This is a genomic window from Brevibacterium sp. 91QC2O2 (assembly GCF_024580695.1).
Lineage (GTDB): Bacteria > Actinomycetota > Actinomycetes > Actinomycetales > Brevibacteriaceae > Brevibacterium > Brevibacterium moorei.
On record NZ_JANIJY010000009.1, the window covers coordinates 79,130 to 103,456 of the forward strand.

Genomic DNA, 24,327 nt, shown 5'->3' on the forward strand with positions numbered 1-24,327 from the left:
GGAGTGCAGTGATCCGGCCATCACCGGGGAGCATTCGGAAGAACGGTGGGCGGATCCCGGGCGGGTCGATGACTCGAATGAGCCGCCTGCCCAGTAGAACCGGACGGGTGGGCCCGTGACAGCCTGTTGAGCGATCCGTGCGCGGGCCCCATGGGGTCCGGGGGCGGATAAGCGGGGTGGTACCGCGGCAGCAATGTCGTCCTCGCACGGTATAACCGTAAACGGGGCGGCCCCGGTCGCCCCGCAAACTCAAAGGACGCTCATGACTGAGACCAACTATCCCAAGGCCGGCACTTCGGCCTTCGGCCTGGCAGCCAGCCCCGACTTCCCCAAGCTGGAAGAGGGCATCCTGGACTACTGGAAGGCCGAGGACACCTTCAAGAAGTCCATCGCCCAGCGTGATGCCGGCGACCATGGGGAAAACGAATTCGTCTTCTACGATGGTCCGCCCTTCGCCAACGGCCTGCCCCACTACGGCCACCTGCTGACCAGCTATGTCAAGGACGTCGTGCCCCGCTACCAGACGATGCGCGGCAAGCGCGTCGAACGGCGCTTCGGCTGGGACACCCACGGCCTGCCCGCCGAACTCGAGGCGATGCGCCAGCTGGGCTTGAAGACCAAGGACGAGATCCTGGAGATGGGCGTCGAGAAGTTCAACGCGGCGGCCCGCGCCTCCGTGCTGCGCTACACCGACGAATGGCAGGCCTACGTCAACCGGATGGGCCGCTGGGTCGACTTCGAGAACGACTATAAGACGCTCAACCCCACCTTCATGGAATCCGTTCTGTGGGTCTTCAAGACCCTGTTCGACAAGGGCTACATCTACGAGGGCTATCGCGTCCTGCCCTACTGCTGGTCCGATGAGACCCCGCTGTCGAACCACGAACTGCGGATGGACGACGACGTCTACAAGCTGCGCCAGGACCCCGCCGTGACTATCGGCTACAAGTTGAGCGAGCCGGGACCCGATGGGGACGACGAATACGTCCTGATCTGGACGACCACCCCGTGGACGGTGCCCAGCAACCAGGCGGTGGCCGTCAACCCGGCATTCGACTACGTTGCGGTCAAGCCCGGCGAGGGTGCCCCGGAGGAATTCGCGGGCAAGACCTTCATCCTGGCGGAGGCCCGGCTGGGCCACTACGCCCGCGAACTGGGCGAGGAGCCCACCGTGCTGCGGCACTACACGGGCACCGAACTGCTGGGGAAGTCCTATGAGCCGCCCTTTGGCTACTTCGAAGGACAACAGGAGCGCTACGGCTCCGCCATGCACACCATCCTGTCGGCCGACTTCGTCACGCTCGACGACGGCACCGGTATCGTCCACCAGTCACCGGCCTTCGGTGAAGAGGACAAGGCGCTGACCGACACCTATGGGATCGAGGCCGCGCGCCCCGTCGACGACGCCGGCAAGTTCGACTCCACCGTCGCCGACTACACCGGGCTGCAGGTGTTCGAGGCCAATAAGCCGATCATCGCCGACCTCAAACACCACACCGGTCCGATGGCCGGGCGCCACGCGGTGCTGCTGCGCCATGAGACCTACGAGCACAGCTACCCACACTGCTGGCGCTGCCGCAACCCCCTGATCTACCGGGCCGTGTCCTCCTGGTTCGTGCGTGTCACCGCGTTCAAGGACACGATGCTGAAGACGAACGAGGACATCACCTGGGTCCCCGACAACGTCAAGCACGGCCAGTTCGGCAAATGGCTCAAAGGCGCACGCGACTGGTCGATCACCCGCAACCGCTTCTGGGGCTCGCCCGTGCCGGTGTGGAAGTCCGACGATCCGCGCTACCCGCGGCTGGACGTCTACGGCTCCTTCGCGGACCTCGAACGCGACTTCGGGACGATCCCCACCGGTCCGGACGGACAGCCGAATCTGCACCGGCCCTATATCGACGACCTGGTCCGGCCCAATCCCGACGACCCGACAGGCCAGTCGATGATGCGGCGCGTCCCCGACGTCCTCGACGTCTGGTTCGACTCCGGTTCGATGCCCTACGGCCAAGTCCACTACCCGTTCGAGAACAAAGAGTGGTTCGAGGACCACTACCCGGCGGACTTCATCGTCGAGTACATCGGCCAGACCCGTGGCTGGTTCTACATGCTCCACGTGCTGGCGGCGGCCCTGTTCGAGAAGCCGGCGTTCAAGGACGTCATCTGCCACGGCATCGTGCTGGGCTCCGACGGTCAGAAGATGTCCAAGAGCCTGCGCAACTACCCGGACGTCAACGAGGTGCTGGACCGTGACGGCTCCGATGCGATGCGCTGGTTCCTCATGTCCAGCCCGATCCTGCGCGGCGGCAACCTGATCGTGACCGAACAGGGGATCCGCGACGGCGTCCGCCAGGTCATCCTGCCGCTGTGGAATGCCTGGCATTTCTTCGCCACCTATGCCAACACCGCGGATGCGGTCGGCGGCGGCAAGGGCTACCAGGCGAAGGAACGCCATGAGTCCAGCCAGGTGCTGGACCGCTACCTGCTGGCCAAGACCCACGATCTGATCGTCGACTTCCAAGCGCAGATGGACGTGTACGACGTCTGGGCCGCCTGCCAGACGCTGCGCGAATACCTCGACATGCTCACCAACTGGTATGTCCGCCGGTCCCGTCGCCGGTTCTGGGACGGCACCGCGGATACGCACGAGACCTTCGACGTGTTCTACACCTGCCTGGAGGCCTTCCTGCGGGTGGCGGCACCTCTGCTGCCCTTCGTCACAGAGGAGATCTACCGGGGTCTGACCGGCGCCGAGTCCGTGCACCTGACCGACTACCCGGATGCGCAGCTGTTCGCCCCCGATGAGGACCTGGTCGCAGCCATGGACGCCACCCGCTCCGCGTGCTCGGTGGGTTCGAGCCTGCGCAAGGCCCAGAAGCTGCGCGTGCGCCTGCCCTTGAACTCCCTGACGGTGGCCAGCGATCTGGAGCTGGGTGCCGACTTCACCACGATCATCGCCGATGAGCTCAACCTCAAGAACGTCACGGTGATGGCACTCGAACAGGCCGCCGAGGCCGGTTTCAGCCTGGAGACCAAGCTGACAGTCAACGCCCGCGCCGCCGGCCCCCGACTGGGCAAGAACGTCCAGCACGCGATCAAGGGCTCGAAGACCGGCGACTGGCAGATCGCCGCGGATGGCACCGTGACCTCCGGCGGGATCGAACTGGTCGAGGGCGAATACACCCTGGAGTCCGTCGCCTCGGCTGCCACCGAGGGTACCGTCATGGCCACGACCGACTCGGGCTTCGTCGCCCTGGACACGCAGCTGACCCCGGAACTCGAGGCCGAGGGCGTGGCCCGCGATACCGTGCGGGCGATCCAGAACGTGCGCAAGCAGTTGGACCTCAACGTTTCAGACCGGATCCGCGTGGTGCTGTCCGGGCCGGCGCAGATCCGCGCGGCCGTCGAGGCGCACGCTGGGCTGATCCGCGAGGAGACCCTGGCCGTGGAGCTGACGACTAGCACAGAGGAACCCTCCGGCACCGGTGTGTTCGAGGCCAAGGACGTGGCCTCCGGGGTGCAGATCAAGGTGGAGAAGAATGACTGAGAACTCCGTGGATGAGCCCGGCGAGGCCGAGCTGGTCCGGGTGCTCACCGCACTGCAGGCCAGGGCGGGGGAGACCCAGGTCGAACTGCGCCTGGACGCGACCCGGCGGGCCTGCGAGCTACTGGGCGATATCCACACCGCGGCCCCGGCGATCACCGTCACCGGCACCAACGGCAAGACCACGACCGTGCGCATGGTCGAATCCCTGCTGGCCGCCGCCGACATCCGCGTGGGCCGGTTCTCCAGCCCGCACCTGCACAAGCTGACCGAACGGATCAGCGTGGACGGCGCGCCCGTGGCGGACGCGGACTTCGTGCGGATCTACGACGAGGTCGAGCCCTACCTGCTCATCGTCGACGGTGAACTGGCCGAGGCCGCGCGCCCGCCGCTGACCTATTTCGAGGTACTGACGATCCTGGCCTTCGCCGTCTTCGCCGACACCCCCGTCGACGTCTACGTGCTCGAGGTCGGAATGGGGGGCCAGTGGGATTCGACGAACGTCGCCGATGCACAGGTCTGCGGTTTCACGCCCATCGGACTGGACCATATGCAGTTCCTGGGCGATACCGTCACCGAGATCGCCGCGACCAAGGCGGGGATCCTCGACCGGACCGTCGACCCGAGTCCCGCGCCGGAGCCCGTCGCGGTGATCGGCCGTCAGGACGAGGAGGCCACGGCGGAACTGGCTCGCCAGGTCTCCGAGCGCGGAGTGGAATCGGCCTGGTTGGGCCGGGATTTCGAACTGGCCGACAGGCAGCGGGCCGTGGATGGCCAGCTCATCACGATCCGCACGACCCACGGCGTCTACGAGGACATCTTCCTGCCCCTGCACGGAGCACACCAGGCGGAGAACGCTGCGGTGGCCCTGGCGATCGTCGAACGCTTCCTCACCGTGGATCAGCCGCTGGACCTCGAGCTGGTGGGCCGTGGCTTCGCCCAGGTGACCTCGCCGGGGCGGGTCGAGACGGTGCGCGCGGACCCGACGATCATCGTCGACGGCGCTCATAATCCGCAGGCGGCCGCAGTGCTGGCCGAAACCCTGGAGGAGGCCTTCGACTTCCGCCGGGTGGTGGCGGTCTTGGCGATGTTCGCCGATAAGGACCCCCATGGCGTGCTGGAGTACGTCCATCGCTTCGCCGACACCGTCGTCGTCACCGCGGCGCTGAATCCGCGGGCGCTGCCGGCGGACGAACTGGCCGTCTTCGCCGCCGAATGGTGGGACGAGGACGATATCGTCGTGGCGGGAAACATGAATGAGGCACTGATGCGCGCCCTCGACATCGTCGCGGCGGACGCCGAACCGGGCACGGGCATCGTGGTCACCGGCTCGTTGGCCACGGTTGCGGAGGCACGCACCCTACTGGGCAAGGCGGACGAGGTATGAGCGACACCGCAGACGGCGCACAGCCGACGGGTGGCAAGCTGCGCAAACCGCTGAAATCCAAGTTGCCGATGCTCGGGGGCACCGTGCTCGTCAGCGAGGTCCTGGTGCTCTACCTGGCGGTCCTGGTGGGCTATGGCCTGCGGCCGGTGCCGCTGAGCTGGATCATCGGCGGGGCCGTCCTCATCACGGTCGTGTGCATTCTGGCGATGATCACCATGCCCAAGAAAGCGGGCGCACCCGGGATCGGAATCGCGCTGGGCTGGGCCGTACAGGTGCTCATCGGCCTGTCGGCGATCGTGATGCCCGGGCTGCTGGTCGTCCTGGTGGTCTTCGGGATCATGTGGGGCACGGCCGTGTACTGGGGCAGACGGATCGATCGTGAGGCGACCGCCTGGATCGCCGAACACGGGTACGTCCAACCGCCGGCTGATATGGAGGGCTGAAGGGCCCGTACGGACAATCGGGTTGCCCCTTCGGCTGCCCGAACAGAGTAAAACGACTGTAAAGGAAAGAACACATGACAGAACGCACCCTGGTACTCGTCAAGCCCGACGGCGTCCGCCGCGGACTGGTCGGAGAGGTCCTGCGCCGGATCGAAACCAAGGGATACACCCTGGCAGATCTGCGCATGGTCACCGCGACTTCCGAGCAACTGGCCGCCCACTACGCCGAGCACGAGGGCAAGCCCTTCTACGCTCCGCTGGTCGAGTTCATGAGCTCGGGCCCCGTGGTCGCGCTCATCGCCGAAGGCGAGGGCGTCATCCCCGGTTTCCGTTCGTTGGCGGGGGCGACCGATCCGACGGCAGCAGCGCCCGGGACGATCCGCGGCGATCTGGCCCGCGACTGGGGCCTGAACGTGCAGCAGAACATCGTCCACGGTTCCGACTCGCCAGAGGCCGCTGAACGTGAGATCGCGATCTGGTTCGCCTGAGCGAACAGAATGAAGGGCCGGGGCCCGGTCGGGCGAGGGGAGACCTCGCCCGACCGGGCCCCGGCCCTTTTCGGGCATCACAGCAACCAACGGCCCGGGCCGTTGGCAATCAGAACAGATTCGAGAAGAACTGCCAGAACTTCACGACGATGAGTCCATAGACGACGACCATCCACAGAACGCCGATCTCCAGGGAGTGCTTGGCGAACATGCGGGCGGTCAGGCTGTCGCGCAGGCCCTGGCCGAAGGCGCCCGTCAGGGTGTTGTAGCCGGTGGTCACACAGAACAGGGGAATCGTCACGGTCCACACGACAATGCACCAGGGGCAACCCACCCCGATGATGAAGATCGAGTAGATGAACAGGAAAGTGCACAGCGCCGTTCCGCCCAACAGCCCGATGTTCAGCCCGACCATCACCCAGGAGGGCAGTGTGGTCCGGGATACCAGCAGGACTCCGAGCAGCAGCGGGAAGATGAAGGCTGCGATTCCCAGGAACTGGTTGGGGAAGCCGAAGAGCTGGGCGCCGGGATGGGTCATCACGGAGCCGCACGAGAAGAACGGATTGAAATCGCAGGACAGGATACGGCCGGGATCTTCGAGCTTCTTGACCTTCTCCACAGACAGGTCGAATGAGGAGTAGAAACCGATCATGGCGGTGACGATGAGGAACCAGCCCATGGCCCGCTGGTTCAGGAACCAGGCCCTGGGACGGATCAGTTCCTCGAGTTCTTCATCGCTGAGTTCAGCGGCCGGTGCAGATGTCGCGGGTTCGTCTTTCACCATCCCATTGTGGTCCCTGGCGGTCCTCTCACACAATGACACGCGCCACTCTTAGGGAACGCTAAGGGACCACTGTGCAATAATTGGTGCATCGGCTCCGCACGCACCGCGGGGCAGACCGTCTCCACCTCGCCGTGGTTGTCCACGACAGGTCGAAGCCGAGGCGGGCCGCAGGGCTACCGCGCAGACTCACGTTGGCGCGAGCTTGATGAAAGCTGCGGCCGCAGACTTGACTTTTGATCCATCGGCCGATGGATCGTAGGCATCCTCCCGGATGATCCGCATCGGTGCGGGCGGGGATCCGCATGGGGGACAGGAGCAATTGAATGTCGAATGACGAAGAGATCCAGGACCCGACGGCGGGCATCTTGGCCGACCTTGCGGACCTCAAGGCCCACTCACAGCAGGCAGCCGACGAACACCAGGTCGACGATGATGTGCGGGCAAGACTGGACCGCATTTCCGCTGCAGCGGCGACGCTGCGCGAAGACGACGATGACATGGAACCGGATGCGCAGCCCGATGAACGGGCGCAGCGCGCCGCCGGGATCACACTGCCCGACGCGGATTCCGGTCCTGCCTTCGGGGTGGGTATGTTGAACTTCTCGGCGGCCCCGACCCCACAGCGGGTGGACGAGGAGACGGAGGAAGCCGGTGGAGTGCTCCAGCCGGAGTCCTTCGATGACTACAACCCCTTCTCGTTCTCCGCTGCCCGGGCCCAGACGCCGGAACCGCCGGAGGCACCCGCGCCGACTGTAGCCGACCCTGGACTGCTGTTCCAGGCCCCGCAGGTCGAGCTCGGTGAGCTCGCCGACCCCGATTGGTCGCCGGCGGAGGAGGAAACGGAGCCCGCGGTCGAGACCGACGAGGGCGAGGACGCCGAAAGTGCCGGACAAGACGACGCCGAGGACTCCCTGGGCGCCAAGAAGCGTCGCCGTGGGGGTCGTGGGCGGCGGTCCAAGCGCGATCGCGCCGAGGACGAGAACCAGGGTGAGAATACCGGCGACGGGGACGAGCCCGCCGCCGAACACCACGCGGACAAGGACTCCGCGGAGGCCAAGGACGGCAAGGGCGATAAGGATTCCAAGGCGGACAAGCCCTCCGAGGAGGACAGTGGTTCGGGTCGCCGCCGGCACCGTCGGCGCGAACGCGACCGCAGCGGCGCCTCGGCCCGCAGTGACGAGGTCACCGGTGTTAAGGGCTCGACCCGCCTCGAGGCCAAGCGGCAGCGCCGCCAGGAGGGCAGGGCCGCCGGTCGGCGCCGCCCGCTGATCACGGAGGCCGAGTTCTTGGCCCGGCGTGAATCCGTGGAGCGCAAGATGCTGGTGCGTCGGCAGGATGGTCGGACCCAGCTGGTCGTGCTCGAAGACGGTATCGCGGTTGAACACTACCTATCCGAGGACCGGGCCCAGGCATCGCTGATCGGCAATGTCTACCTGGGCAAGGTGCAGAACGTGCTGCCCAGCATGGAGGCGGCATTCATCGACATCGGCAAGGGCCGCAATGCCGTGCTCTACGCCGGTGAGGTGAACTGGGACGCCCTCGGAATGGACGGCAAGCCGCGTCGGATCGAGCTGGCGCTCAAACCCGGTGATTCCGTGCTGGTACAGGTGACCAAGGACCCGATCGGGCACAAGGGGGCCCGCCTGACCGCGCAGATCTCCCTGCCGGGGCGCTTCCTGGTATTCGTACCCGGCAACACGATGACCGGTATCTCGCGCAAACTGCCGGATGTGGAACGCCACCGCCTCAAGAAGCTGCTCAAGGAGATCGTGCCCACCGGTTCCGGTGTCATCGTGCGCACCGCGGCCGAGGGCGCGGCCGAGGAGGAACTGCGCCACGACGTCGAGCGGCTCTCGAAGCGCTGGGAGAAGATCGAGGCGAAGACGACGTCGACGAAGGTGCTGTCGCCTGCGCTGCTCTACAGTGAACCGGACATGATCCTGCGGATCGTCCGCGATGTGTTCAACGAGGACTTCGCCGAACTGGTGGTATCGGGTGACAAGGTCGAGGACGAGATCCACGAGTACGTCGAGACGGTCGCCCCCGATCTGGCCGAACGCCTCAAGCACTATGAGGGCGAGGAGGACATCTTCGCTCACTATCGCGTCGACGAACAGATCGAGAAGGCGCTCAACCGGCTCGTTCATCTGCCCAGCGGCGGATCCCTGGTGATCGACAGGACCGAGGCGATGACGGTCATCGACGTCAACACGGGCAAGTTCACCGGTTCGGGAGGCAACCTCGAGGAGACGGTGACGAAGAACAACCTGGAGGCGGCCGAGGAGGTCATCCGCCAGCTGCGCCTGCGCGACATCGGCGGGATCATCGTCGTCGACTTCATCGACATGGTGCTCGAGGCCAACCGCGACCTGGTGGTCCGCCGGCTGGTGGAGTGCCTCGGCCGCGACCGGACCAAGCACCAGGTCGCCGAGGTCACCTCGCTGGGGCTGGTGCAGATGACCCGCAAGCGCATCGGCACCGGGCTGGCGGAGGGCTTCGCAGCAGCCGGCGAGGACTTCACCGGGCGGGGTCTGATGCTGCCGGGGACCGAACCGGATCCCAATGCCAAGAAGTTCAAGTCCCGCAAGGCCAAGGACGGCCACCACGACAAGAAGCACGAGCGCAAGCAGGCGGAGCCCGCGCCGGAACCCGTGCATGACGAGGTCGAGGCCAGCCGTAGCGCGGAATCGCGCAATGCAATGGCGGCGATCGCCAAGGCGACGATCAAGAAGGCAGAGGACGCGGGCGGGGAACCGGCCGCCCCTGCCGCAGAGGAACCCGCTGCACCGCAGGCGGAGGCGAAGCCCAAGCGGACCCGCCGCTCGCGTAGGAAGAAGGCGGACGAGGCTCCGGCACCGCTGTTCGACGCTCCAGTGTCCGAGTCCACGCCCGCTGCGGATGCGGCACCGGCCGAGCAATCGGCGCCCGTGGTCGAGGCGACGCCCGAGCCGGTCGCGGAACCCGAGCCCGAGCAGCCGAAGGGTCCGGCTCCGCTGATGATCGGCGGGGAGCAGACCACGAAGGTGCAGGTTGCCGAGGCGGCGCCGAAGAGGCCCGTCAAGCGCGCGCCGCGCAAGCAGCCGGTGGCTGCTCCGGAATCCGAGCCCGTCACCACGGGCTTCCTCATCATCGGCCAGGACTGACCGATGCGCCGCCTGCGGTGAGTGACCGCGGTCGCCGCTGGCCCGGCCCGCCCGGACCGTCTACCATGTGGACGGACCGGGCGGGCCGGCCGCATTAGGATGGGACCATGAGTGAAGAGATCCCCGCGGAACTGTTGGCCCTGCGCGCCAGCATCGACAATATCGATGCAGCCCTCATCCACATCCTGGCCGAGCGTTTCCGGCTCACTGAGGCGGTGGGAGAGCTCAAGGCGACGGTTGAGTTGCCTGCGGCCGATCCCGCGCGCGAGGCGCGCCAGGTCGCGCGCCTGCGCAGGCTGGCAGAGGACAGCGATCTGGACCCCGAATTCGCGGAGAAGTTCCTTGCGTTCATCGTCGCGGAGGTCATTCACCGTCATGAGCGCATCGCCGAGGCCAAGCGCGCCGGCTGAGCGCCGGGCAGCTTTCGAATCCGACGTCTGCGTGATACTCGGCACACATGAAGCCTTTGACTCGGTGTCGGGGATCCGGCTAAAATAGGGTGCTGGTGTGGATAACACCTGGCTGATTTCTGTCTCGTAATGGGGCCGCCCGCCATCTGGTGGACGGGGCCAAGCCAGAGTCGCCGAACAACGAAGTCGTGAGCAGCACCCGGCTGCGCGCAGAGAACGGAAGGGTTCGAACATGGCATACGCTATCGTCCGTGCCGGCGGTCACCAGGAAAAGGTGAGCGTTGGCGACATCATCACAGTCAACCGAGTCAAGGGCGAAGCCGGTGACAAGGTCGAACTCGACCTGGTCCTGCACGTCGACGGTGAGACCGTCACGCACGAGGCCGACAAGCTCGCCAAGATGAAGGCCACCGCTGAGATCGTCGATGAACTTCGCGGTCCCAAGATCGTGATCCAGAAGTACAAGAACAAGACGGGTTACAAGAAGCGTCAGGGCCACCGCCAGGACCTCACCCGCCTGAAGATCACCGACATCAAGTAAGTTTTTCATCCGAGGAGTTAGACACAATGGCACATAAGAAGGGCGCGAGCTCCACTCGCAACGGTCGTGATTCCAACGCACAGCGCCTGGGCGTCAAGCGTTTCGGCGGCCAGACCGTCAAGGCCGGAGAAATCCTGATCCGTCAGCGCGGCACCAAGTTCCACCCCGGTGAGAACGTGGGCCGTGGCGGCGACGACACCCTGTTCGCCCTGTCCGCGGGCACCGTCGAATTCGGCGCGCGCAACGGTCGCAAGATCGTCAACATCAACGCCGCGGGCTGAACAACTCGGCCATAACGGTTTCAGTGTGGGGTGAGTCGCCGCGGGCGTCTCACCCCACACTTCTTTATTCTCCAGCAATCCACGCTGTATCCGCAGCACAACGGAAGTGACAACGGTGGCCACAGAATTCGTCGACCGAGTGACCCTGCACATCTTCGCCGGACGAGGCGGGGACGGGTGCACCTCGATCAAGCGCGAGAAGTTCAAGCCCCTGGGCGGACCCGATGGCGGCAACGGCGGCAACGGCGGTGACATCGTGCTGGTCGTGGATGACCAGACGACGACTCTGCTGCCCTACCACCGCAGCCCACATAAGAAGGCCGAACACGGTGGGATCGGTCGCGGTGGCTTCTACCACGGCACCAACGCCCCCGACCTGGTGTTGCCGGTTCCCGTCGGCACCGTGGTCAAGACCCTGGACGGAGATGTCCTCGCCGACCTGGTGGAGCCGGGCACCCGCTATGTGGCCGCGGCAGGGGGCCACGGGGGACTGGGTAACGCGGCCCTGGCCTCGACCAAGCGCAAGGCCCCGGGGTTCCACCTGCTCGGGGAGCCGGGCGAAGAGGCCGATATCGTCCTCGAGCTCAAGTCCGTGGCCGACGTCGCGCTGATCGGCTTCCCCTCGGCGGGCAAATCCAGCCTGATCGCGGCCCTGTCCGCGGCCCGGCCCAAGATCGCGGACTACCCATTCACCACACTGGTGCCCAATCTGGGCGTGGTGCAGGCAGGCGACGTCCGGTTCACCGTGGCCGACGTGCCCGGACTGATTCCGGGTGCCAGCCAGGGCAAGGGCCTGGGTCTGGAATTCCTGCGCCACGTCGAACGCTGTGCGGCGCTGGTCCACGTCATCGATATGGCGACCTGGGACCCCGAACGCGACCCGGTGGGCGATTTGCAGACCATCGAAGATGAACTGGCGGCGTACTCCGTCGATATCGCAGCCGAGGGATCGGAGCTGCTGCCGCTGACGCAGCGGCCCAAGCTGGTGGCCCTGAACAAGGTGGACGTGCCCGATGGACGGGACATGGCCGATATGGTCCGCGGCGAACTCGAGGCCGCCGGGTGGCGCACCTTCGAAGTGTCGGCCGTGAGCCACCTGGGCCTGCGGGAGCTGTCGTTCGCCATGGCGGAACTGGTCGCCGCCGAGCGCAAGCGCCGCGAGGAGACTGCGCCGGAGCCGGTGCGCACCGTGATCCGACCGATCGCGGTGGATGACAAGGGCTTCGAAGTGCACCGTGAACACACCTCCGACGGTGAGCTGTTTAGGATCCTGGGGGATAAGCCGGAGCGTTGGGTCATCCAGACCGATTTCGCCAATGACGAGGCGGTCGGCTATCTGGGCGACCGCCTGGAGCGCTTGGGCGTGGAGACCGAGCTGTTCCGCGCCGGTGCGATCGCCGGATCCACCGTGGTCATCGGCGAGGGCGACGGCGTCGTCTTCGACTGGGATCCCACGATGGTCGGAGGGGCCGAACTGCTGGGTTCGCGCGGGACCGATCTGCGCGTTGAGGACCACGAGACGGCCAGGGCCTCCCGCCGCGAGCGCAAGGAGGCCTTCCACGAGAGGATGGACGCCAAGGCCGCGGCCCGCGCGGAACTCGAAGGCGAGCGCCAGGAGGATCAGAAGCTGGGCCGGGGCGGCTATACCGCCGATATGAATGGCGCCCGCGACGAGCACGGCGTGCCGATCGTCACGGGGCCGGACACGGACGGGGACGACCGGCTGTGACCCCGGTGGACTACACCGGAGCCAGGCGGGCCATCGCGCAGGCCAAGCGATTGGTCGTCAAGATCGGCTCGTCCTCCCTGACGAGCTTGGCCGGCGGCCTCAACGTCGGTCTGCTCGAGGCATTCGCCCGCAGCGTGGGCCGGGCTGCGGCCACGGGACGCGAGATCATCGTGGTGTCCTCCGGTGCTATCGCCGCGGGCCTGGAGCCGATGGGGCTGGCCGCCCGGCCGAAGGACTTGGCCACGCAACAAGCGGCGGCCGGAGTGGGACAGACCCAGCTGATGAGCGCCTACCGCCGGGTCTTCGACGAATTCGGCACCGTCACGGCCCAGGTGTTGTTGACGACCGACGAACTGATCCGCCGCACGCAGTACCGCAATGCCCAGCGGGCCCTGGACCGGATGCTGGCAATGGGAGTCCAGCCCATCGTCAACGAGAACGACGCGGTGGCCACGCAGGAGATCCGGTTCGGCGATAACGACAGGCTCTCCGCACTGGTTGCTCAGCTGGCCCATGCGGATGCGCTCGTCATGCTCTCGGACGTCGACGCCCTCTACACCGCACCGCCGGAGGTCCCGGGCTCGGCCCGGGTGCCATTCGTTGCCGATGCCGCAGCGACCTCCGGTCTGCGGATCGGGGGAACGGGGCGTGCGGGCGTCGGATCGGGCGGAATGACCTCGAAGGTGCGGGCTGCGACCATGGTCGCGGACTCCGGTATCCCCACAGTGCTCACCAGCGCTGCCAACCTCGAGGGGGCGCTGACCGGAGCCGACTTGGGAACCTATTTCGGTGTGACCCACAAGCGACGCCAGACGCGGCTGTTGTGGCTGGCGCACCTGGCCGACACCCACGGGTCCGTGCGAGTCGACGCGGGCGCGGCAAAGGCCCTGCACAATGGTTCCTCGCTGCTGGCGGCCGGTGTTACAGACGTCGACGGGGCCTTCGAAGCGGGTGACCCGATTGACATCGTCGGGCCTCGCGGACAGTTGTTGGCCCGCGGTATGGTGAACTTCGCCGCGGTGGAACTGCCGCGGATGTACGGCATGTCCACAGACGAACTGGGCCAGGCGTATGGGGGCGATTACCGCAAGGAGGTCGTGCACCGCAACGATCTGGTCCTGACCGACGCAGTGTTCTAGACGAAGGGGATGCGATGACTTCAACCCAGGCGGAGATTCATCCGAAGACCGTGCGCGCGGTGACTCGGGTGGTCGCCGCGGCCAAAGCGGTCGCCCCGGTGCTCGCCGGAACCTCGGCGAAGGTGCGCGATGCCGCATTGGAGGCGATCGCGGTCAACCTCGAGGAACACACCGAGGATCTGCTGGCGGCCAACGCCGAGGACCTGGTCATGGCCAGGGGCAAGGAGATTCCGCAGTCGTCGCTGGACCGGTTGGCACTCGACGAACAGCGGATCGCCAACATCGTCGACTCGGTGCGCACCGTGGCGGCGCTGCCCGATCCGGTGGGAGAACTGGTGGAGGGCCGGACCCTGACCAATGGAATCCAGCTCTATCAGGAGCGGGTTCCGTTGGGGCTGGTGGCCGCGATCTACGAGGCCAGGCCCAACGTCACGGTCGATATCGCCGCACTCGCCCTGAAATCTGGGAACACGGCAGTGCTGCGCGGGGGCAATCTTGCGAAGTCGTCCAATTCCCTGCTGCTCGAACTCATGCGTCAGGCGATCGTTGCGGTGGGTCTGCCGAAGGAGGCGCTGTCCTCGGTCGATGAATGGGGCAGGGACGGCGCCAGGGTGTTGATGACGGCACGCGACTACGTCGATCTGCTGATTCCCCGTGGCGGTGCCGAGTTGATTTCCACTGTCGTGCGCGAATCGATCGTGCCGGTCATCGAAACCGGGGTCGGAAACGTCCACATATTCGTTGACCAGTCGGCACCTGTGCGCATGGCCACGAACATCGTCGTCAACTCGAAGACGCAACGGCCGGGCGTGTGCAATTCGGTCGAGACCCTGCTCGTCCACGAGAAGGCGGCGAAGCGCGTGCTGCCCAAGCTCCTGGGCGCGCTGAGTGAACGCGGAGTCGTCGTCCACGCGGGGCCCGATGTCGCCGAGCTGGCTCCGGACGGGGTCGCGATCCGCAGGGTTGCACGGCGGGACTGGGCCAAGGAGTACCTGGGGCTGGAGATCGCGGTGAAGATTGTAGCGGGGCTGGATGAGGCGATCGAACACATCCGGTCGTATTCCTCGGGACACACCGAGGTCATCGTCACCAACGATATGGCCAATGCCGACGCTTTCGTCTCCGCGGTCGACGCCGCCGCAGTGGGAGTCAATGTCTCCACCCGCTTCACCGATGGAGAGGAGTTCGGACTGGGAGCCGAACTGGGGATCTCGACCCAGAAGCTGCACGCGCGCGGGCCAATGGGCCTGCGCGCCCTGACGACTGTGAAATGGGTCATGCGCGGTTCCGGCCAAGTCCGCGAGTGACACCCGCCCCGGCGTTCGTAATCTCGTCGGTGACACAATAAGATCGATATGAAGCCCGCACCGTGCGGGCGACCGTAACCGAAAGAGGAGCCCCACGTGAAGACCGCGATCCTGCTGGCAGCAGCCGAACACAGTGAACACGCCGTCGAATTGCCCGTGTCCCCGTATGTCTATGCCGGTGTAGCCGCCGCTGTTTTCCTGCTGAGCCTGTTTGTGACGATGTCGTGGAAGGGCATCTCGTACCGTCACTGATATGACAGACAGGAAACGCCGGATCGGGGTGATGGGCGGGACGTTCGATCCGATCCACAACGGACACCTCGTGGCCGCCAGCGAAGTCCAGGCAAGATTCGACCTGGACGAGGTCGTTTTCGTGCCCACCGGCCATCCGTGGCAGAAGGCGGACCGCAATGTGACCGACTCGGAACATCGGTATCTCATGACGGTGATCGCCACCGCCTCGAACCCGCGTTTCACGGTGTCACGCGTCGACATCGAGCGGCCCGGCCAGACGTATACCATCGACACCCTGCGCGATCTGCGCTGTGTCTACGGGGACGATGCCGAACTGTTCTTCATTACCGGAGCGGACGCCCTGGCGCAGATCCTGACCTGGAAGAACGTGGAGGCGTTGTTCGAACTGGCCAATTTCGTCGGGGTGAGCAGGCCGGGTCATGAACTCGACGGTCATGGTCTGCCCAGCGAACGATTGAGCCTGCTGCAGATCCCGGCGCTGTCCATCTCGTCGACGGACTGTCGAGACCGGGTGGAGGCGGGACTGCCGGTCTGGTACCTGGTGCCCGACGGGGTGGTACAGCACATCGCCAAACACAATCTGTACAACAGGAGTACCCATGGCTGAGCAGTTCTTGACGCGCCGGGAACGACGCGAAGCAGAGCGTCGGGCCGCTGAGGCCGAGTTCGACGCCACACACGGGGACTCGACGGCAGGCGTCGCCGAGGCCCCAGGCGGGACATCGGTCCCTCCCTCGGCAGCCCGACCCCTGGTGAGCCATGAGGAGGCGAAGCCCACGGCCCCCGCCGAGCCTCCGGCTGCCATGCCCGGGGACACTCCGACCGGCCGTGCCGAGTTCGTATCGCCGGCAGCATCCGCCGCGCCCGCAGCTCCGGCTGACCCTGCAGAACCCGCGGTACCCGCCGAGGAACCGGTGTTCGCCAGCCGCGCGGAGCGACGCCGCTATCTGCGCGAGCACGGATTGGCCGAGGATCCGAGTGATGTCGCAACCGGCGACCTCCCGCCGGTGAACACCCTGCGGCCCATCGCCACGCATGCCGATGCACCGGTCGATCCGGCGCCTCGTACGGCGCAGGCCCCTGGTCCGAAGGGGAAGGCGGCAACACCTGCCGCAGCCCCCGTCGACAAGTCGGCCGAGCCCGCGCAACCGGCGAAGCCGAGCGGCCGGGACGAGCCGGCCACGCCCAAGCAACAGGCCAAGCCGAAGCCATCGGTCAAGCCGGCCGAACCCACCGCGTCCAAACCCGCTCAGCCGGTTATCCCTCCAGAATCGAAGGCGGTTCCCGCCGCGGCTGCGAAGGCCCCGGTGGACGAACCGAAGGCGGAGACTTCAAAGCCGGCACCGAAACCCGCGGCGCAGCCGGAGCCGGCACGCCCCGAGCCCGACCCGGCTCCCACGCCGAAACCAGCACCCAAACCGGCGCAGCAGGCGCCGGATCCGGTGGAGAAGGCGAGCGAGCCGGAGGCCTCGGCTGCCGGTCGTCCGTCAGAAGAGCCGGCACCGAAGAAGGCGCAGACCGCCGCCGGAATGGACCGCGGACCGCGCAAACCGCGCAGAGCACCCGTCGTCGCTCCTCCCTCATCTCAAGCGATCAAGGTAGTCTCGGGCGACGAGAAGAACACAGCCGGTGAGCCGGGAGGGCTGCGCGACCTGGGCTCGCATCCGCAGACGATGCCGATTGAGACGGTACGCGCAGCCCAGCATTCCGACGACGAGGCCGAGATCACGGACGAGGTCTGGCCGGAAGACGCACCCGCCGGTTCGATTCCCGGCACTCCCATGCGGGCCTCGGATGTCACACATGCCGATGGTGAGGTCCTGATGGGCGAACACTTCAGCTGGACACCGTTCATCTTCCTCGGCGCGGCCCTGGTCGTCGCGATCGCTCTCATCGTGGTGGCCCTGACCATGCTCTTCTAACCCGTAAACCGCCGGACCCAGACCGGGTATCGGAACCGAATGACTCTACAACCGGAAGGTATCGCGTGACCGCGACCGAAAACGCCCTGGAACTGACGCATATCGCAGCCAGGGCAGCTGCCGACAAGCTCGCCACCGAAATCGTGGCCATCGACGTCAGCGACCAGCTCTACATCACAGATGTTTTCCTCATCGCCTCGGCCGACAACGACAGGCAGGTCAACGCCGTGGTCGATGGGATCGAGGAAGCGCTGCTGAAGGAATGCCGGCAGCGTGCGCGCCTGCGCGAGGGCAAGGGCGAGGGACACTGGGTGCTGTTGGACTTCGGCGACCTGATCGTCCACGTCTTCGCTGCCGAGGATAGGGAGTTCTATGGCCTGGAGAACCTGTGGAAGGACTGCCCGACGATCGACGTCACCGCCGATCTGGGGCTACCGCAGACTAAAGCGGACGATCATGCCTAAGCGTGTGTTCCTGGTCCGTCACGGGCAGACCGCATATAATCTCCAGCGTCGCTTCCAGGGCCAGGCGGATATCCCGCTGGACGCGACGGGCCGGGGCCAGGCCCAAGCCGTCGCGACCCATCTGGCGGGGCGCGGTATCACCCGCCTATTCAGCTCCGATCTGTCCCGCGCTCATGAGACCGCCCGGGCGATCGGCGGGGCCATCGGGTTGGAGCCGGTGACCGATGCAGGTCTGCGTGAGGTGGGAGTGGGCGATTGGGAGGGCCTGACCCGCGATGAGATCGCGCCGCGCTGGCCTGCGGAATTCGCGCTGTGGAACGCCGGGCGCGACGTTCGACCGCCGCGTGGGGAATCCCTGCAGGAGGCGGGCAGCCGTGTCTACTCGACGGTTGGGACCCTGCTCAAGACCTGCGCCGATGACGATGTGGTGGCGATCGTGGCTCACGGCGCGGTGATTCGCGGCGCCACCCAGATGTTCCTGGGACTGGACTCCGACGGACCCCTGGGGCAGTTGGGCGCCTTGAAGAACTGCAATTATGCATCCCTGCAGTACCGTTCCGAGCACTGGTACTTAGACGCCTGGGGCTGGTCGGTCGACTGAGCGGCCGGGGTTCAGGCGCGCCTACTGCGCCAGGCTGCGATCTCTTCTTCGACCCGACGCATCGGGGTGACGACCAGATGCCCGGTGTGCGGATCGAGCCCTGCATCGCGGACCCTCCGGTTGAAGTCCTCGAGCAGCTTGCGGACCTCGTCTTCGTCGTCGACCGCGTCGAGCCTGCCGCGAAGATCGGCGGCCTCCTGACGCAGAGTGAGTGCGGCGGGGCCGACGCCACGGATGTCCTCGTCGGCGAGCTTTCCCTTGATCCACCAGTCCGGGTCACGACGCCCGTCGAGGCCGGGCAACGGCTTTCCGAGTCCGGGCAGGTCATCGAATTCTCCACGGGCGATGGCCTGCTCCACTGCGCTGTTGACCATGGCGGACTTCCAGATCTCGACCTGGCTGGGAGCGGACGGACCACGTCGGGCGGAGTCGTCAGGATCCCCACTGACATCGGGAGTCGCACCGGCCCCCGATGCCCCACGGACGCTCTCTATCCTTCTGCGGCGTTCGGAGTCGCGCTTGACCATATTCCCACTTCCAGTTCGATACTCGAGAGCTGCCGGGTTCGGAGCCGGCTGCGGCCGGAATCCGAAGATGCCGTTACTCCCATTATCCGTTCGTGAGCTCGCGCGCCAGGTCCAGCAGTCGTCGGGCCGATTCCTCCCAGGAGAAGGTGGCAGCCTGCCCCGGCGCCAGTTGCGAGAGCCGTAACCAGGTTTCGGCATCGGCCAGGCGTCTGGCGCCGGCGGCCAGGGACCGGGGCGAGTCCGGGTCGAAGTAGACGCCGGCCGGACCGGCGATCTCACGGAAGATCGGCAGTTCGCTCAACAGCACGGGTAGTCCTCGGCTCAGCGCCTCGACCACCGGCAGGCCGAAACCCTCGGCGCGGGAGGCGCTGACGAGCGCCGTGGCGGAATCGAGCAGCCGATGGTATTCCTCATCGCTGACCCCGTGGTGGAACTCGATGTGGGCAGCGGGGCCGGCCAGGCGGGCCAACTCGGCCTCCCGGACCGGGGAGATCTTCGACGTCAGGTGCAATGTCCAGCCCGGCAACAAGGGCATCGCCATGGCGATGGTCTCGACGTTCTTGTACGGCATGAAGGCGCCCATGTAGACCAATGACCTGGCCGTATCACCCTGGGCCCGCTGTGGCAGGGCGGCCGGGGGAGTGGCGGCATTGCCGATCACGTGGACCGGTTTACGCGTCAGCCGGTGCTCCGCGATGAGTTCGGCGGTGGTTCGGCTGACCGTGGCCACGGCATCTGCCCGGTTGAGCAGGACGCGTTGTGGCCAATACGCCTTGTGATACAGGCGCCAGGCGCCGCGCACCACGGCCGGCAGATCCCGTGGGGGAGTCGGGTGGTCGTAGTAGATGAGGTCGTGCAGGGTCAGGATCAGCTTGTAGTGCCGCCCGGTGGACCCCATCACCTGCATGGTCGAGAACACGACGTCCGCGCCCAGTTGGTTGAGCCGGCGCGCGATGAAGGGCTCGGCCGGGCTGATCGGATCGTTCAACAGCACGTAGGGGGTCTGCGGCAGCATGGCCAGCTGGGCGGGATCGTTGATGATCGCCGTGACCTCCACGTCGGTGCCGCGGGTCAGATCCAGCAGGGCGCGCAGCAGTTCGGCGCCGTACCGGGAGATCCCATCGTGCCGGTCCGTGCGCGTGAAGCGGGAGTCGAAGAACAGTCTCATGCCACGAACGCCTCGATTCCTTCGGCCGCGGTCTCAGGGGCCTCGTAGTGGATCAGATGGCCCACCCCGTCGACGATCGTGGCCGAGGCGGCGGGCAGGGAGGCGATGAACGCCTCGGTGGCGGGCAGCGGCGCGATCTGGTCGGCCGAGCCGGCGATCACCGCCACCGGCATGGTCAGGGCATCCGCGGCCTCGGCCACGGTGTGCGAGATCGACACGTCGTAGGCGCGCGCCAGCGTGCGGCGGTCGGCGAAGGCGGAGAAATAGCGGGCATGCTGGTCGTGGATGTAGCGACGCAGCCCCGGGTCGTCTGTGGTGGCCATGACCTCGCTCATCACGCGCACGATCAGCGGACTCGACAGCAGGGCTCGGGCGGCTCCCGCGGGCAGGGCGGCTCCCGCCCGGTAATAGGCGACGGTCGCGCGGGTCAGCAGACTGGCGGGACCGGCCAGCGGGTCCGAGGCGATCGGATTGATCAGCACCAGACGATCGGGGGCACTCCCCGCATTCGCCCTGGCGGCGGCCCAGTGGGCGGCCAGAATCGAGCCGAAGGAATGCCCGACCACCACGGGCGGCGCTCCGTACTCTTCGGCCACCGCACTGTGCAGGCCGTCGAGGCACTCCAGATAGGAATCCAGATCCAGTTCGCCCTCCGGGGCGGGGGTGCTGCCGAACCCTGGCAGGTCGGGGACGATGACCGGCCGGTGTCGCAGGTAGTGGGCGATGAGATCCATCCCGTGGTGATCGCCGCGGAATCCGTGGATCAGGAGGACCGGACGGGCGCCTGAGCGGTCTCGGTGATGATGCCAGGTGGCCACCTGGAGCGGGGCACCGTTGACTGCGATGGTCAGATCGTGGCGCATTGAATCGATGAAATCCATATGGCTCCATCCTACGTGGGCCCAGGCGGCCGGTAGCGTTACCGGGTGAGGGGTAGACCGTCGATGAGTTCCTCAATGGCGAGCACATCGCGCGGAATGAACTCCGCGATGGTCAGTCCGACTATATCGGCGACTTCTGCGATATCGCCGATCACACGGCGGATCTGGGCTCGATTGAGCCCGTCGGGAACTTGCCCGAGGCCTAGGACGGCTTCAGCGGAGTCGACTGTGTCGACGTCGAGGTGGACGGCCACCTTGCCGGCTCCGGTACTCGCGAGCCAGTCGAGCAGGCCGGAGCTGGTCTTGCGAAGATCGGTGGGGGTGAATGCCCGCAGTCCCCACTGGTCGACGTGAGCATATGCGTCCGGGACCCAGTCGTGCAGCCCTACGAGCGCAAGACGGGAGGAATCGACGTGGGCGGGTAGCCGGTTGAGGATTTCCCCGTCGCCGTGTCCAGTCAGCGCGCTGACGGCCATAGCGTGGAAACCGTCGTAACCGGTATCCGGTGTATCGGTGTCGGGATGGGAGTCGATCCAGATGACGGCAAGATCGTCTTCGTACTTGTGAGCCAGCTCAGCGAATGGGGCTACGCTGACCGAGCACTCGCCGCCAAGGGTGAGCACGCGGTCGAAGTCATGGCGGGCAAGCGCACGCTGCGCGGCTGCCAAGGATGCGAGGATGGCCGAACGCGATTCGACGCCTCCGGTCGAGCCTTCGTCCGGGTTTCCACCATCGACGGGGACGACCTCGGTCGGTCCTGGATGATCGGGAAGGATCGCCTGGAGCACACGGGTACCGAGAGCATATGAGCGCCGTGCGCGGTCTATGGGCACCTCCGGCAGTAGCTCTGCGACGGTGTCACGGCCGGCTCCTTGCCATTGAGGCCACACCAATCGCAGTGTTCGTGCATCGGTGACGTTCTGATCGATCATGGGGAGGCTTCCTCTTCTTCGCACGGAAATCCCGCAAGATAAACTGAAAACGTCCTGCCGCATGGCAGGACGTTTTCAGTCTAGTCACCTTCGGTGGAGGTAAGGGGATTCGAACCCCTGACCTTCTCCATGCCATGGAGACGCGCTACCAACTGCGCCATACCCCCGAAGAGTCTGTATTCGATTGTCCGGACGCCCTGACCGCATATGTCTGCGATTGGACATTCCGTGGAGGTAAGGGGATTCGAACCCCTGACCTTCTCCATGCCATGGAGACGCGCTACCAACTGCGCCATACCCCCGAAAGGATCACCCGAACGTTCGGGCAACGACGTTAACTCTAGTCCAGTTCGAGCGCCTTTGCCAAGTCGGGGAGCCCGATCGCCGGCTGAGCGTGAGCGGCATCATAATCCAGCATCGCATGTAGCCGTGGAAACCGATCGCTCAGTGGGCCACGATCAGAATGACCGCCCCCAGAATCGTCAGGCCGCACAGGGTGAAACAGGCGTAGGCCCCGGTCAGTCTGGCGCGCTTCTGCAGATGTGTCAGCGGATTGCGTTTGGCAGCCTTCGCGGCCTTCTTCTCCGCTTTCCTGATCTGCTTCGGGGTTAACTTCGTGATCGCATCGGGGAAGTCGACGGGGTGGACGACCGGCGGACGGCCGCCCTCGACCAGTAGGCGCAATCCCAAGCCGTAGAAGAAGACCAGCATGCTCGCCCCCACCAGGGCAGCACACAAGACGAGGATGAAATCGATCCAGGCGATGTGCATCAGGCGCCCTCTCTCTCGTCAGCGTGAGCGGCCTGCGCGTTACGCGAGGCGGCTTTCCTCGCAGCCTTGGCCTCGGCCCGTCTGCGCGCGGCACGTGCCTGGCGCGGAGTGGGTGGCAGCTGGTGCGGGACCTTCACCGCATGGCCGGACTCCGCCACATCGCTCTTCATCGCATCGGCCGGGTGGCCCTTCTGGCGTTTGGAGATCAGGAACATCCCCAGGACGACGATGGCGGCGAGGACGAACGCCACCAGGACCCCCCAGTGGCCCATGCCCACGACGATCAGCGCGACCAGGGCTCCTACGATCGCGGCAGCCGGCAGGGTCAGTACCCAGCCGACGATGATCTTGCCGGCCGTCGACCAGCGGACCTCGGCACCTCGGCGTCCCAGGCCCGAACCGATCACGGAGCCCGAGGCGACCTGGGTGGTCGACAGGGGGAAGCCCAGGGCGCTGGAGGCCAGGATGGTCGCCGAAGTCGAGGACTCCGCTGCGAAGCCCTGTGCCGGCTTGACCTCGACCAGGCCCTTGCCCAGAGTGTGGATGATGCGCCAACCGCCCAGATAGGTGCCCAGGGCGATCGCCGAGGCGCAGGACACGACCACCCAGATGTGTGGCTCATGGTGGGCAGGTGACTGCCAGCCCACCGCGATGAACACCAGCGTGATGATGCCCATGGTCTTCTGCGCATCGTTCGTGCCGTGGGCCAGGGCGACCAGCGACGAGGTCAGGATCTGACCGACTCGGAACCCATCACGACCATCGGGCTTGTTGTCGTAGCGGCGCGTGATCTGGTAGGCGATCTTCGTAGCGACGAAGGCGACGATGCCCGCGATCACAGGGGAGAGCAGGGCCGGCAGGACGATCTTCTGCACGACCATGGCGAAGTTGATCCCGGAGGCCCCGAAGCCCACCAGGGTCGCCCCGATGAGCCCTCCGAACAGGGCATGGGATGAGGACGAGGGAAGGCCGAACAGCCAGGTGAGCATATTCCAGCAAATGGCGCCGATGAGTCCGGCGAAGATGAGCTCGGGTAGGAGTCCCGCGCCTATCTGATCCTCTTTGATGATGCCGCCGGACACCGTCTTGGACACCTCCGTGGACAGGAAGGCGCCCACCAGGTTGAGGACCGCGCACAGGGTGACGGCTACCTTGGGCTTGAGCGCTCCCGTCGCGATGGGTGTGGCCATCGCATTGGCCGTATCGTGAAATCCGTTCGTGAAATCGAAGAACAGCGCTAAGACGATGACCAGGATGACGACCAGAACTATGAAATCCACGGGCGTCCTTCGTGCTGGGGTCCCAGACTCCACTGGGTCGCGTCGACCGTTCGACGGACTCCGGGCCTGGCGCGGTGCGCGCGGGCCCGGCTGCTACAACCGGCGTTCACCATACGTTCATTCTAAACGCATGGAATTGTCCGATTCGGCAGGCCGCTGATCCCCACCCGAAGCCGCGGCGATGATATTCTTCACAGCTCGGTCCGTGATGCTCCTATAGGTTGTCAAGCCCGGTCGTGATCATGGTGGTGGTGATCGACCATGGCGAGGTGGCCTACGCGGCGAGCAGGTATTCACGGTAGGCGATGACGAAGTCATCGTCTCGGCGTT

The 24,327-nt window shown here is 66.1% G+C and carries 23 protein-coding genes and 2 tRNA genes; 16 read left to right on the forward strand and 9 right to left on the reverse strand.

What is annotated here, in order from left to right:
- Window positions 1–262 precede the first annotated feature (262 nt).
- From ileS to ndk, 4 genes are all read left to right on the forward strand, one after another.
- Complete coding sequence (gene ileS, locus NQ036_RS08835) at window positions 263–3,547, forward strand: isoleucine--tRNA ligase (RefSeq protein WP_257058396.1); 3,285 nt, start codon at window positions 263–265, stop codon at window positions 3,545–3,547.
- A complete protein-coding gene (locus tag NQ036_RS08840) occupies window positions 3,540–4,931 on the forward strand; it encodes a folylpolyglutamate synthase/dihydrofolate synthase family protein (protein ID WP_257058399.1) in 1,392 nt (463 codons plus the stop codon). Before ileS ends, NQ036_RS08840 begins: the two co-directional genes overlap by 8 nt.
- Window positions 4,928–5,374 carry a DUF4233 domain-containing protein gene (locus tag NQ036_RS08845; protein WP_257047292.1) on the forward strand — a complete coding sequence of 149 codons (447 nt, stop codon included), beginning with the start codon at window positions 4,928–4,930 and terminating at the stop codon, window positions 5,372–5,374. Before NQ036_RS08840 ends, NQ036_RS08845 begins: the two co-directional genes overlap by 4 nt.
- 74 nt (window positions 5,375–5,448) lie before the next feature.
- Entirely contained in the window at window positions 5,449–5,862 is a 414-nt protein-coding gene (gene ndk / locus NQ036_RS08850; RefSeq protein WP_257047293.1) for a nucleoside-diphosphate kinase, read from the forward strand.
- Between the two features lie 109 nt (window positions 5,863–5,971).
- On the opposite strand, the gene NQ036_RS08855 is transcribed toward ndk, so the two are convergent.
- On the reverse strand, window positions 5,972–6,643 hold the full coding sequence (locus NQ036_RS08855) for a vitamin K epoxide reductase family protein (RefSeq protein WP_257058402.1): 672 nt from the start codon (window positions 6,641–6,643) through the stop codon (window positions 5,972–5,974).
- A 326-nt stretch (window positions 6,644–6,969) separates the two neighbouring features.
- Here NQ036_RS08855 and NQ036_RS08860 point away from each other — a divergent pair, with 326 nt between their 5' ends.
- From NQ036_RS08860 to NQ036_RS08915, 12 genes are all read left to right on the forward strand, one after another.
- The gene (locus NQ036_RS08860) at window positions 6,970–9,789 is read left to right on the forward strand and encodes an Rne/Rng family ribonuclease (protein ID WP_257058404.1); all 2,820 of its coding nucleotides are present in this window, start codon (window positions 6,970–6,972) and stop codon (window positions 9,787–9,789) included.
- A 107-nt stretch (window positions 9,790–9,896) separates the two neighbouring features.
- On the forward strand, window positions 9,897–10,199 hold the full coding sequence (locus NQ036_RS08865; protein WP_257047297.1) for a chorismate mutase: 303 nt from the start codon (window positions 9,897–9,899) through the stop codon (window positions 10,197–10,199).
- Window positions 10,200–10,431: 232 nt separating this feature from the next.
- Complete coding sequence (gene rplU / locus NQ036_RS08870; RefSeq protein ID WP_257047298.1) at window positions 10,432–10,740, forward strand: 50S ribosomal protein L21; 309 nt, start codon at window positions 10,432–10,434, stop codon at window positions 10,738–10,740.
- 26 nt (window positions 10,741–10,766) lie between these two features.
- A complete protein-coding gene (gene rpmA, locus NQ036_RS08875; RefSeq protein WP_257047299.1) occupies window positions 10,767–11,021 on the forward strand; it encodes a 50S ribosomal protein L27 in 255 nt (84 codons plus the stop codon).
- Between the two features lie 115 nt (window positions 11,022–11,136).
- Window positions 11,137–12,750 (forward strand): GTPase ObgE, encoded by a 1,614-nt coding sequence (gene obgE / locus NQ036_RS08880; protein ID WP_257047300.1) that lies wholly within the window; start codon window positions 11,137–11,139, stop codon window positions 12,748–12,750.
- Complete coding sequence (proB, locus tag NQ036_RS08885; RefSeq protein WP_257047301.1) at window positions 12,747–13,889, forward strand: glutamate 5-kinase; 1,143 nt, start codon at window positions 12,747–12,749, stop codon at window positions 13,887–13,889. The genes obgE and proB overlap by 4 nt, the downstream gene beginning before the upstream one ends.
- Window positions 13,890–13,903: 14 nt before the next feature.
- Window positions 13,904–15,196 (forward strand): glutamate-5-semialdehyde dehydrogenase, encoded by a 1,293-nt coding sequence (locus tag NQ036_RS08890; RefSeq protein ID WP_257058406.1) that lies wholly within the window; start codon window positions 13,904–13,906, stop codon window positions 15,194–15,196.
- Window positions 15,197–15,292: 96 nt separating this feature from the next.
- Window positions 15,293–15,448 carry a hypothetical protein gene (locus NQ036_RS08895; protein ID WP_257047303.1) on the forward strand — a complete coding sequence of 52 codons (156 nt, stop codon included), beginning with the start codon at window positions 15,293–15,295 and terminating at the stop codon, window positions 15,446–15,448.
- 1 nt (window position 15,449) lies between these two features.
- On the forward strand, window positions 15,450–16,058 hold the full coding sequence (nadD, locus tag NQ036_RS08900; RefSeq protein ID WP_257047304.1) for a nicotinate-nucleotide adenylyltransferase: 609 nt from the start codon (window positions 15,450–15,452) through the stop codon (window positions 16,056–16,058).
- The gene (locus NQ036_RS08905; RefSeq protein WP_257058408.1) at window positions 16,051–17,373 is read left to right on the forward strand and encodes a hypothetical protein; all 1,323 of its coding nucleotides are present in this window, start codon (window positions 16,051–16,053) and stop codon (window positions 17,371–17,373) included. Before nadD ends, NQ036_RS08905 begins: the two co-directional genes overlap by 8 nt.
- 65 nt (window positions 17,374–17,438) lie before the next feature.
- The gene (rsfS, locus tag NQ036_RS08910; RefSeq protein WP_257047307.1) at window positions 17,439–17,837 is read left to right on the forward strand and encodes a ribosome silencing factor; all 399 of its coding nucleotides are present in this window, start codon (window positions 17,439–17,441) and stop codon (window positions 17,835–17,837) included.
- Entirely contained in the window at window positions 17,830–18,438 is a 609-nt protein-coding gene (locus NQ036_RS08915; RefSeq protein ID WP_257047308.1) for a histidine phosphatase family protein, read from the forward strand. The genes rsfS and NQ036_RS08915 overlap by 8 nt, the downstream gene beginning before the upstream one ends.
- A gap of 11 nt (window positions 18,439–18,449) precedes the next feature.
- On the opposite strand, the gene NQ036_RS08920 is transcribed toward NQ036_RS08915, so the two are convergent.
- From NQ036_RS08920 to NQ036_RS08955, 8 genes are all read right to left on the reverse strand, one after another.
- Window positions 18,450–18,965, reverse strand: a complete 516-nt coding sequence (locus NQ036_RS08920; protein WP_257047309.1) for a DUF1992 domain-containing protein — start codon at window positions 18,963–18,965, stop codon at window positions 18,450–18,452.
- Between the two features lie 82 nt (window positions 18,966–19,047).
- Window positions 19,048–20,133 (reverse strand): glycosyltransferase family 1 protein, encoded by a 1,086-nt coding sequence (locus tag NQ036_RS08925; protein WP_257047310.1) that lies wholly within the window; start codon window positions 20,131–20,133, stop codon window positions 19,048–19,050.
- Window positions 20,130–21,014 (reverse strand): alpha/beta fold hydrolase, encoded by an 885-nt coding sequence (locus tag NQ036_RS08930; RefSeq protein WP_257047312.1) that lies wholly within the window; start codon window positions 21,012–21,014, stop codon window positions 20,130–20,132. Before NQ036_RS08930 ends, NQ036_RS08925 begins: the two co-directional genes overlap by 4 nt.
- 38 nt (window positions 21,015–21,052) lie before the next feature.
- Window positions 21,053–21,946, reverse strand: a complete 894-nt coding sequence (locus NQ036_RS08935) for an arginase family protein (RefSeq protein WP_257058411.1) — start codon at window positions 21,944–21,946, stop codon at window positions 21,053–21,055.
- Window positions 21,947–22,040: 94 nt separating this feature from the next.
- Window positions 22,041–22,113, reverse strand: a tRNA-Ala gene (locus tag NQ036_RS08940).
- Window positions 22,114–22,175: 62 nt separating this feature from the next.
- Window positions 22,176–22,248, reverse strand: a tRNA-Ala gene (locus NQ036_RS08945).
- Window positions 22,249–22,390: 142 nt separating this feature from the next.
- A complete protein-coding gene (locus tag NQ036_RS08950; RefSeq protein ID WP_257047319.1) occupies window positions 22,391–22,717 on the reverse strand; it encodes a peptidase in 327 nt (108 codons plus the stop codon).
- On the reverse strand, window positions 22,717–23,997 hold the full coding sequence (locus NQ036_RS08955) for an inorganic phosphate transporter (RefSeq protein WP_257058413.1): 1,281 nt from the start codon (window positions 23,995–23,997) through the stop codon (window positions 22,717–22,719). The genes NQ036_RS08950 and NQ036_RS08955 overlap by 1 nt, the downstream gene beginning before the upstream one ends.
- Between the last annotated feature and the right edge of the window lie 330 nt (window positions 23,998–24,327).

What these genes read in the sequence shown, in the direction of transcription:
- ileS (WP_257058396.1), top strand. Translation starts at nt 263, where the DNA reads ATGACTGAGACCAACTATCCCAAGGCCGGCACTTCGGCCTTCGGCCTG.
- NQ036_RS08840 (WP_257058399.1), top strand. Translation starts at nt 3,540, where the DNA reads ATGACTGAGAACTCCGTGGATGAGCCCGGCGAGGCCGAGCTGGTCCGG.
- NQ036_RS08845 (WP_257047292.1), top strand. Translation starts at nt 4,928, where the DNA reads ATGAGCGACACCGCAGACGGCGCACAGCCGACGGGTGGCAAGCTGCGC.
- ndk (WP_257047293.1), top strand. Translation starts at nt 5,449, where the DNA reads ATGACAGAACGCACCCTGGTACTCGTCAAGCCCGACGGCGTCCGCCGC.
- NQ036_RS08860 (WP_257058404.1), top strand. Translation starts at nt 6,970, where the DNA reads ATGTCGAATGACGAAGAGATCCAGGACCCGACGGCGGGCATCTTGGCC.
- NQ036_RS08865 (WP_257047297.1), top strand. Translation starts at nt 9,897, where the DNA reads ATGAGTGAAGAGATCCCCGCGGAACTGTTGGCCCTGCGCGCCAGCATC.
- rplU (WP_257047298.1), top strand. Translation starts at nt 10,432, where the DNA reads ATGGCATACGCTATCGTCCGTGCCGGCGGTCACCAGGAAAAGGTGAGC.
- rpmA (WP_257047299.1), top strand. Translation starts at nt 10,767, where the DNA reads ATGGCACATAAGAAGGGCGCGAGCTCCACTCGCAACGGTCGTGATTCC.
- NQ036_RS08890 (WP_257058406.1), top strand. Translation starts at nt 13,904, where the DNA reads ATGACTTCAACCCAGGCGGAGATTCATCCGAAGACCGTGCGCGCGGTG.
- nadD (WP_257047304.1), top strand. Translation starts at nt 15,450, where the DNA reads ATGACAGACAGGAAACGCCGGATCGGGGTGATGGGCGGGACGTTCGAT.
- NQ036_RS08905 (WP_257058408.1), top strand. Translation starts at nt 16,051, where the DNA reads ATGGCTGAGCAGTTCTTGACGCGCCGGGAACGACGCGAAGCAGAGCGT.
- NQ036_RS08915 (WP_257047308.1), top strand. Translation starts at nt 17,830, where the DNA reads ATGCCTAAGCGTGTGTTCCTGGTCCGTCACGGGCAGACCGCATATAAT.
- NQ036_RS08920 (WP_257047309.1), bottom strand. Translation starts at nt 18,965, where the DNA reads ATGGTCAAGCGCGACTCCGAACGCCGCAGAAGGATAGAGAGCGTCCGT.
- NQ036_RS08925 (WP_257047310.1), bottom strand. Translation starts at nt 20,133, where the DNA reads ATGAGACTGTTCTTCGACTCCCGCTTCACGCGCACGGACCGGCACGAT.
- NQ036_RS08930 (WP_257047312.1), bottom strand. Translation starts at nt 21,014, where the DNA reads ATGGATTTCATCGATTCAATGCGCCACGATCTGACCATCGCAGTCAAC.
- NQ036_RS08935 (WP_257058411.1), bottom strand. Translation starts at nt 21,946, where the DNA reads ATGATCGATCAGAACGTCACCGATGCACGAACACTGCGATTGGTGTGG.
- NQ036_RS08950 (WP_257047319.1), bottom strand. Translation starts at nt 22,717, where the DNA reads ATGCACATCGCCTGGATCGATTTCATCCTCGTCTTGTGTGCTGCCCTG.